Source organism: Enhydrobacter aerosaccus, assembly GCF_900167455.1.
Taxonomy (GTDB): domain Bacteria; phylum Pseudomonadota; class Alphaproteobacteria; order Reyranellales; family Reyranellaceae; genus Reyranella; species Reyranella aerosaccus.
In genome coordinates this window covers 245,879-253,894 of record NZ_FUWJ01000008.1, presented here as the reverse complement: position 1 = coordinate 253,894, position 8,016 = coordinate 245,879, and the positions used below count along the sequence as shown (strand labels likewise).

At 64.2% G+C, this 8,016-nt stretch carries 8 protein-coding genes; 4 read left to right on the top strand and 4 right to left on the bottom strand.

Translation table 11 applies throughout. The features are described 5' to 3' along the window. Together B5D62_RS24130 and B5D62_RS24125 are read right to left on the bottom strand one after the other, a co-directional pair. A partial coding sequence (locus B5D62_RS24130) for an OmpA family protein (protein ID WP_085936591.1) occupies positions 1-902 on the bottom strand: 902 nt, incomplete at its 3' end. A gap of 75 nt (positions 903-977) precedes the next feature. After that, on the bottom strand, positions 978-1,349 hold the full coding sequence (locus B5D62_RS24125) for a copper resistance CopC family protein (protein ID WP_170921104.1): 372 nt from the start codon (positions 1,347-1,349) through the stop codon (positions 978-980). A 243-nt stretch (positions 1,350-1,592) separates the two neighbouring features. On the opposite strand from B5D62_RS24125, the gene B5D62_RS24120 reads away from it, so the two are divergent. Further along, positions 1,593-2,660, top strand: a complete 1,068-nt coding sequence (locus B5D62_RS24120; RefSeq protein ID WP_218191267.1) for an amidohydrolase family protein — start codon at positions 1,593-1,595, stop codon at positions 2,658-2,660. Between the two features lie 2 nt (positions 2,661-2,662). Here the strand turns inward: B5D62_RS24120 and B5D62_RS24115 are convergent, their stop codons facing one another. Both B5D62_RS24115 and B5D62_RS24110 read right to left on the bottom strand, forming a co-directional pair. Then, entirely contained in the window at positions 2,663-3,124 is a 462-nt protein-coding gene (locus tag B5D62_RS24115; RefSeq protein WP_139374063.1) for a hypothetical protein, read from the bottom strand. Next, positions 3,114-4,073, bottom strand: coding sequence for a hypothetical protein (locus tag B5D62_RS24110; protein ID WP_170921103.1), 960 nt, complete (start codon positions 4,071-4,073; stop codon positions 3,114-3,116). Before B5D62_RS24110 ends, B5D62_RS24115 begins: the two co-directional genes overlap by 11 nt. Positions 4,074-4,274: 201 nt before the next feature. Here B5D62_RS24110 and B5D62_RS24105 point away from each other — a divergent pair, with 201 nt between their 5' ends. From B5D62_RS24105 to B5D62_RS24095, 3 genes are all read left to right on the top strand, one after another. Next, positions 4,275-5,258: a helix-turn-helix domain-containing protein gene (locus B5D62_RS24105; RefSeq protein ID WP_170921102.1), complete on the top strand. Its 984-nt coding sequence runs from the start codon at positions 4,275-4,277 to the stop codon at positions 5,256-5,258. A gap of 181 nt (positions 5,259-5,439) precedes the next feature. Next, positions 5,440-6,249, top strand: coding sequence for a hypothetical protein (locus tag B5D62_RS24100; protein ID WP_085936586.1), 810 nt, complete (start codon positions 5,440-5,442; stop codon positions 6,247-6,249). 115 nt (positions 6,250-6,364) lie between these two features. Continuing rightward, on the top strand, positions 6,365-8,014 hold the full coding sequence (locus B5D62_RS24095) for an amidohydrolase (protein ID WP_085936585.1): 1,650 nt from the start codon (positions 6,365-6,367) through the stop codon (positions 8,012-8,014). Positions 8,015-8,016: the final 2 nt, after the last annotated feature.

The window sequence follows — 8,016 nt, the reverse complement described above, 5'->3', positions numbered from 1 at the left end:
AGGCCCTGCTCGCCCTTGCCGACGACCGAGATCGCCGTGGCCGGCACGCCGTTGCGCACCAGAGCGTCCTTGACCGCATTCGCACGACGCAGCGACAGCGCCATGTTGTAGCTCTCCGGGCCCGATGTGTCGGTGTGGCCGGTCGCCGTGATGCGGGCATTGCCCTTGGTCTTGTAGACGTCAGCCGCCTGCTTGATCGTGTTCAGGGCCTGGGCCGACAGCGTCGAGCGGTCCCAATCGAAGAACACCATGAAGGACGGGGCCGTGACCGGTGGGGCCGGCGGCGGCTCGACAACCTGCGGCGGTCCCAGCTTGACCGTCACGCCCAGCATCACGCCGAAGTTCTGGTTGGTCCAGTTGGCGGAATAGAGTGTCGGGTTGGTGGTGCCGTAGTAGCGGCCGTCCAGGCTCACGCGGATGTTGTTGTCGACCCAGTAGCTGACACCGAGGATGCCCTGGTAGGCGAACACGGTGCTGCCCAGCGAGGTCGCGCTGTCGACGAAGCCGACACCGGCGCCGACGCCGACATACGGCGTGAACGCCTGGCCGGGCATGAAGTCATACAGGAAGTTGGCCAACACGCCGAGCTGGCCGACCTTGTTCATGATTGCCGTGCCGTTGATGGCGACGTTGTTCGGAGTCTGGCGATAGACCGTCTCCAACTCGACACGCGGACCGACGAAGTCATAGCCAACGATGCCACCAACGGCGAAACCGGTGGTCGGGCTGACGTTGTAGGTCGGCTGGCCGGGCAGGTTGTATGCCGTCACCGTGGTGTTCAGCATCCAGTTCAGTCCGCCCTCAGCCCCGAAATAGAAGTTCGGCTGCGGGTTCATCTTCTGCGCCTGGGCGGCCACCGGAAGCGCCGCCAGGGCGGCGGCCACGAACAAGGCTCTTTTCATGACGTATCTCCTCAAAGCTGCCCACAGTGTGCCGTCGCCGCGACGCAACCACTTTGAGCTGGATCAATGGGTTGCTTACTGCTTGGGCGCGATCGTGAAGGAGATCGATCCATCCTCCAGATCCGTCTTCTCGAGCGACCGCACCGACCAGCGCAGGCGATAGGCGCCCGGCGCCAGCGTCGGCGAGGCGGCATAGAGCACTTCGGGTTCGGCTTCGAACCGGGGATGCAAGGTCTCGATGACCTTGCCGTCCCGCTCGATCTTGAGCCTCGACCATATGTGATCGACCGGACGATCGAATCGCACATAGAAGGAATTGAGCTGGCCCTGGATGACCTGATGGTCGGTCGGGCTCGTCTCCACGACACGCAGTTCGTCGGCCCAGGCGGACGATTGCAGCCAGAACACGCACAGAAACGGCAACACACGGCAAACAGCCGAACGCACGATCATACGTCTCCCCCATACCCTGGCGCCGGCAGCCTGCCACCGCCGCTCCAAGTCCCCCACCATACAACGGCGGCATCGCAACATTGTAGGCCGTTGACGCAGCCACAATGACTTGCGTCAAGGGTGGCGGGCGGCCGACCGCCGAACACTGGCACCGGACCGAGGATCGGAGCCCCTGTTCTGCGAGAATCGGCTAGCGCACCGATGCCGGGTTGGATTTAGTCGGTCGGAGGGGGACGCATGAGGACATTGCCGTATCGGCGCGGAATCGGCCGGCGCCAATTGATGAAGTTCGGGGCGAGCATCGGCGCGACCGGTTTCCCCGCGATATCGGCGACGGCGGCGACCGGCACGCCCAAGATCGCGCTCGAGGAGCATTTCAGCCTGCCTGAGTTCGAGCAGCGCGGGCTGGTGGCGAGGCCGACCCGAAACGCGACGATCTTCGCCGATATCGAGCGCCGGCTGGCGGATTTCGGTGACCTGCGACTGGCGGCCATGGACTCGGCCGGCATCGAGATGTCGGTCCTGTCGCTCACCACGCCCGGCATCCAGGGCGAGAAGGACACGGCCGTGGCGGTGCGCCTCGCCCGGCAGGCCAACGATTTCCTGGCGCAGGAGATCCAGAAGCGGCCGCAGCGCTATGGCGGCTTCGCCGCGGTTCCGATGCAGGACCCGGCCGCCGCGGCCGACGAACTGCAGCGCGCCGTCAAGGACCTGAAGTTCAAGGGCGCGCTGATCAACGGCCAGACCAACGGCCACTATCTCGACGACAGCCGGTTTCTGCCCTTCTGGGAACGGGTCCAGGACCTGGACGTCCCGGTCTATCTGCATCCGGGCGATCTGAGCGACAGCCCGGCGATGTTCGCCGGCCGTCCCGAGCTCGAAGGGCCGGTCTGGGCCTGGACCGCGGACACCGGCGCCCATGCCCTGCGCCTGATCTTCTCCGGGCTCTTCCAGCGCTTTCCGCGGCTCACGGTCATTCTCGGCCATATGGGCGAGACCCTGCCCTTCCTGCTGTGGCGGCTCGACAATCGCTATGAACTCGAGGTCGGACGGCCGCTCGCGCCGGAGGAACGACCCTCCTTCTTCTTCCGCCGCAACTTCGTCATCACGACGTCGGGCGTATGCGATCCGATCCCGCTCGCCGAGGCCCTCGCCGCGCTCGGTGACGACAAGGTGATGTTCTCGGTCGATTATCCGTATCAGGACTCGAAGCAGGCCGGCACCTTCATCGAGAGCGCACCGCTCACCGACGCCGTCCGCGCCAAGATCTGCAATGGCAACGCCAAGCGCGTCCTGCGGCTGTAGACTCAGCGTCGGCAGGCCTGGTCGATACGCCGCACGGAGTTGTTGAAGACCGTCGTCATTTGCGACGTCGCATGAATGGGCTGAACGCGCTGCTTGTCTGCGCGTGGATCAGCGATTGCGCCCGATTCGACGACGACTTTCACATCGGTACCGACGGTCACGAGCGTCAGCGTCATCCTGACTTGAGGTGGATCGAAGCTCGCCATCAATACCGCCGTGTTGATCCATGCAGGCGCACGCTGTTGCGCCACGATCTGCGTGTCGGAGACGTCCGTAACCGTCCAGTCGTGGTCGGTGAGTTCCTTCATCAGCCCATTGTAGACGCAGACCCTGTCGAGCCCATGGAACAGTACATAGGTCTCGTTCCCGACGGTGGTCACGTGGTCGTCGCGCGGGCCGCATGCCGCAAGCGTGAGCACCGTCAGGACGGCGATTACGAGTGGTTTGAGGCTCCTAGAAGACATGCCAGGTGACGCCCACGTAGAATGTGCTTTCCATCGTACCAGGAACCGACGGGATCGACGGCGGATAGGGGTTGTTGCCGAACTTGTTCAGCCAGAAGCGATAGCCGGCGAACACATCGAAGACATTGGATTTATCCGCTATCAGCCGGCCAAGGTCGAGCGTCAGGCGGTTGTCGGTCAGGAACTCCGCTACCGTCTGACGTCCGAATCCGTCGGTTCCCTTGGGCAGCACGACGCTCGTGCGACCGCTCACTTTCAGTGGGACGCCCAGGAAGCCGAGCGGCTGCATATACTCTGATTCGAATGCGGCGGTGGGGGCGAAGTTGACATCGACGGATGTTCCTGGCGGGCTGCCCTGCAGCTCGACGATGCCGTTGTGGTTCCATTCCTTGTAGAAGTTGGCCGATACGTTGAAGTAGCCGGGCACCTTCAGCGATGCCTGCAGCCCCACCAGCACGTCCTTCTTGCGCGGCGCCATGGCCGTGTTCTTGCTGTTGATGTCGCCGCCGAAATAAAGGGCAACGTCGCTCACCGGCCCGAACGTGAATGTCACGGTATCGAACATCTGGTTGAGGCTGAGTGCACCGCGATAGAGCGCGTAAGCTTCGAAGGCACCCGAGCCGACTCCATTCCCTGGCACAGGATACCCTGGCCCGCCCCAAGGCGCTTCCGGATCCCTGTTGTCCGATTTCAGCAGATCGACGTTCAGGTAGTTGGTGCCGTACTTCCACGCGTCGATATGGTTGAGCGTGAACACGTTCTTGGTTGCGGACCACAGCACGTTCGGCTCGCGCGTGGTGAAGTTGAACGACCAGCTGATCGACGTGTCGCTGTAATCGAATATCCCAGGCGACGAAGCCGTGGGTGGCGTCTCGGCCTGAGCCTGCAAGCGCCCCGCCGCGACGACAGCTATCGCGATCCCCAGCGCTGTCAGGCGAAGACAGGTCATGAGATCTCCTTCGCTTTCTCGCTATCGCGCCGATCGATGGCCCGCTATCCGCCCTGCGCAAAAGCAGCGGTTGGAAGACCGCAGTTTCGAGGACAGCGAGGGGCCGTACCTATCCAGAGCCGCTCCTATGCGAGGGCGGTGCACTTTTCCGGCGGCATCGATCCTGAATTGTGGCAGACTTCCACGGGGAGCAGGCAGACGATGTACATCTATCGTCGGACAGCATCGGACAATGGCGAAGATCTGGCGCGCGCCATCCCCGGTGCGAACTTCTATTGCGTATCCGAGTCCGGGCCGTCTTTTGGCGGCCGGTACTGGCATTTTCACGTCGATGGGCTCGTCCTCAGCCGCCTGGAGGTCGACCAAGCCAGCGTCGTGACGACCGACGAACGCGTCCCGAACTTCAAGGTCTGGCACGTCATGAGCCCGCGCTGTTCGGCAAATGGCGAGGACGTCGGAAGCGCCGAACTCGTGGCGGTGCGACCAGGTGAAGGTGGCACGATGCGCAGCGCCGACAAAGCGGACGTCACGACGTTCGGCTTTGAAGCCTCGCGGTTCGCCCGGGCACCAGAGCTCGAGCTGCCATTCGGAGCGTCCAGTCCGGACAGCGCCGGACGGTGGCGCCTCGCCTCAACCGTACCGCGCCAGCGCTTCGTCACCCTGTCCCAGATCATGCTGACCCAGCTCGATACCGAGCCTCGAGCCATTCAATCTGCCGGCGTGCGCGCGGCCTTGCGCAACAACATGCTCGAAGCCATCGTGGCGATGGGGGAGGCCGGCACATTCCGACCCGACCGGGCGACAGCCGGCCGGCATACCAGAATCATGCTGCGCTTCGAGGATGCACTCGACGCAGCCGGCGACCAGCCGATCGACATGGCAGACCTCTGCCGCCGGTGCGGCGCTTCACGGCGGTCGCTCGAAGCGATCGTCCAGCTCCGGACCGGCAAGTCGCCATGGGAATACCAGCGTTGGCGCCGGTTATGGCGGGCACGCGCGATGCTACGCCAGCCCGGGGCGGAAACCACGGTGACGGATGTCGCCTTCAGGCTTGGCTTCTGGCACCTCAGCCGCTTTGCCGCGAACTATGCAGCGACTTTCGGTGAACGGCCGAGCGATACGCTTACCAAGGCGCTGGGGACGAGATCGCGCCCGCAGCCTCGCAGTTCTGCGATAAGCGGATAGCGGGCGAATTGCCGCTGCGGCTACTCGAATGTCGTGAGGGTCAGGACCGCATGTGTCGCCATTGATCGATTTCCGGAAGTCGCTGACGATAGGCATCGCTCTGGCAATAGGAATCGTCGCAGGCGCTTCAAGCGCCTCTGCGGATGGACAGCGTTCGCCTGACGCAGCAACCGCCACCACCGTGCCCGATCCGTCCTCGCTCGACCCCGATCCATGGCGCATTGGCTTCACCGCCTATGGCTGGGCGATCAATGTCGCCGGCTCCGTCACGGCACGGGGCCAGACGGTCGACGTCAATGCGAGCTTCATCGACCTGTTGCAGAAGAGCGATTCTCTCATCGGCTGGATGAGCTACTTCGAGGCCGACAAGGGCCGCGTGGGCTTCTACGGCGATCTGGTGTGGACCAGGCTCGGCTTTGCCCGCTCGATGGCCGCCTATCGCAACCCGCTGCCAGGCCTGCAGATCAGTGTCACGGCCAACGCCGCACTCGTCACCGACATGGTGATCGCCGAGATGGGCGGTCTCTACGAGGTCGAGCGCTGGCCGGGCTCCGACGGTTCCTTCACCGCGGTCGATGCCTTATTGGGTTTCCGCTACTGGAACAGCTCGACCTACGCCTCGGTCGATGCGCTGGGAACGGCGAGCTATGCGCCGCTCGGCATCGAGGCATCGCGCCAGTTCGGCATCTCGCTCTCAAACACCATGCAGTGGGTCGATCCGCTGGTCGGCCTGCGCTTGAGGCACCGCTTCACGCCGCATCAGGAAATTCTGGTTCGCGGCGACATCGGTGGCTTTGGGCTGGGCAGCCAGCTGACGTGGCAGGCGCTCGGCGTCTACAGCTACGAGTGGCAGATCGACCGCACTGTCCTCGCCGCCGTGATCGGCTATCGCGCGATCGGCGTGAACTACGGCGCCGGCTCGGGCTTCGATGCCTCCGGCATGAACCTCGTGCTGCATGGACCGGTCATCGGCATCGGCCTCCGCTTCTGATCGGACCAAGCGCCGTGGGATCTTTCCTCTGCGACGCCGACTGGCAGCTTCGCCTGCAGATCCAGTCCCCATTCCAAAATAACCGCCCCCGCGACTTCATCGAGGAGAGACGACCATGCCTGGGCCCATCACCGTCTTCAGCGCCAAAAAAATCATCACCATGGACGCGTCCGTCGAGGAAGCGACGCACGTCGCCGTGCGCGATGGGATCATCCTGGAGGTCGGCAACCTCGATGATTGTGGCGCGTGGGGCCCTTACACGCTCGACAATCGCTTCGCCGACAGCATCCTGATACCGGGCCTGATCGAAAGCCATGCCCACCTCCTCGATGGCCTTCTGTGGGCCAAGGCGCACTATGTCGGGCCGATCGATCGCTACGATCCCGCGGGCACGTTGCAGAAGGGGCTCACCAACAACGCGGCGCTGGTCAATCGCCTGAGGGAGATCGAGTCCAGGATGACCGATCCCACCAAGCCGTTGGTCGGCTGGGGCGTGGATCCCTCCCTCAACGATCCGATCGCGCCGATCACCCGTCTCGAACTCGACCAGGTTTCCAAGACCCGCCCGATCTTCCTGCTCCACGCGAGTTGCCACGTCGCTTCGGTGAATAGCGCCACCCTCGACGTGGCAAACTATGCGGCGATCAAGGCGCCCGGCGTGTTGCGTGATGCCTCGGGCGCGCCAACCGGTGAGCTTCGCGAGATGGCGGCGATGCTGGTGGCCGTCAGGGCCGTGGCCGCCGACATGATCGGCGGCTCGACCGATGCCGCCCAGTTCTACAACTTCGCGCGCGTCGCCCAGGCCCGCGGTGCCACCACCATCGTCGATGGCGGCGGCAGCACCTACTTCGATCCTGCCTTCCTGTCCGCCGCGCTCGCCGCTACGGCTGCCGAGGATTTTCCAGCCCGTATCGTGGCCCACAACAACGGCATCACCGTCCCCGGCGCAGACGACATGATCCGGTTCGCCAAGGCCTTGGAAGGCAAGGGCAACGACAAGCTCGCCTTCCAGGGCATCAAGATCATTCTCGACGGCTCCAACCAGGGCTTCACCGGCAGGCTGCGGCCGCCGGGCTATCTCGGCAGCGGCGAGAACGGCCTATGGAATCGCGCCCCGGACGAGCTGCGCACGCTGGTGCCGGCTTTGCATAATGCCGGTCTGCAGATCGTGGCTCATTGCAACGCCGACCAGGCGGCCGAGATGTTCATCGAGGCCGTGGCATTGGCGCAGGCAGCCAAGCCGCGCTTCGATCATCGCCACTTCATCGTCCACGGTCAGCTGCTCGACGAATCGCTGCTCCGCCGCATGGTGTCACTCGGCATCCATGCGACGCTGTTCTCCAATCATCTGTACTACTGGGGCGAATTCCATCGCGCCCACACGTTCGGTGCCTTCCGTACGGCGGCGCTCAATCCAGCGGCGACCGCGCTCCGCCTTGGCGTTGTCGTTTCCGCCCACAGCGACACGCCGGTGTCGCCAGTCGATCCGCTGCTCACCCTGTGGTGTGCCGCCAATCGGGTCAGTGCCACCGGCCGCGTGTTCGGCCCGCGAGAGCGGGTCAGCGCCTACGACGCCCTCAAGATGATGACGTTCAATGCGGCTTACCTGCTGCATCGCGATCACGAGATCGGCAGCATCCGCGTCGGCAAGCGGGCGGACTTCACGATCCTGGCGCGCGACCCGCTTGCGGTCGATTCCATGGCGATCCGGGATATTCCCGTTCACGGCACGATCGTGGGCGGGCGCGTCTTCGCCGCCGGCTGACC